The 722-nt window shown below is 42.7% G+C and carries 1 protein-coding gene; it reads left to right on the forward strand.

Annotation, left to right across the window (positions count from 1 at the left end):
• Positions 1–44: 44 nt before the first annotated feature.
• A partial coding sequence (locus LS74_RS10790) for a hypothetical protein (protein WP_407920977.1) occupies positions 45–722 on the forward strand: 678 nt, incomplete at its 3' end.

A 722-nucleotide genomic window follows, 5' to 3' on the forward strand; every position in this document is an offset into this window, starting at 1 on the left:
GCAATGGTGGTCTCAATCTTGGGAGTGAAGCAACAAGTGGGATAATGGCACAAGCATTAAAAGATGCAGGTGCTGCGGTTGGTAATGCGGAAAATACAATTAGTAATTTTCAAAATTCATTAAAAACAATGAAGGACAAAACAGATGCTGAACATAATGAAAACTATGTTAAAGACCCTAACAGCACAGCAACTTTTGCTCGATTTGCCGCTAGCAATCCAATGCAAAGGTTTGAGGATATTAAGAATCTTCCAATAACAGCAGAGGGAAGAGAGGGTGAAAATTGGAAAAAATTCCAAGGAGGTGTAATTTTAGAAAACAAAAGGCTTGATGATGCTAAGACCCAAGCTGACAACGCTTTTAATGCTGCACAAGATGGTGATTTTGCAGAAGCTGGCAAGCTCTCTAGCGTACAAAACTACACTTTAGGAACAGCTGGGACAACAGGGACATTCAATGCTTCTGGTGGATTTGTGCAAGGTGGCACTCAATCAGGTGTAAGTCTAAGTCATAATACACAACATAGTTATAGCAGTGGAATCACAGCAAGTGGAGGAAGCTTATTTGCAGCTGGTGCCACACAAATGGGCTTTAGTGCTGATGGATTTGCAGCTGGTGCTTCGGCATTATCTGCTGTAGGACAAATTGCAAGCACAGCCTCAATGTTTGGCAGGGTTGCTGGTGGTGTATCCTCTCTTATGGGTGGAGCTGGTGGAGATGCA

The organism is Helicobacter magdeburgensis (genome assembly GCF_000765825.2).
Classification (GTDB): domain Bacteria; phylum Campylobacterota; class Campylobacteria; order Campylobacterales; family Helicobacteraceae; genus Helicobacter_C; species Helicobacter_C magdeburgensis.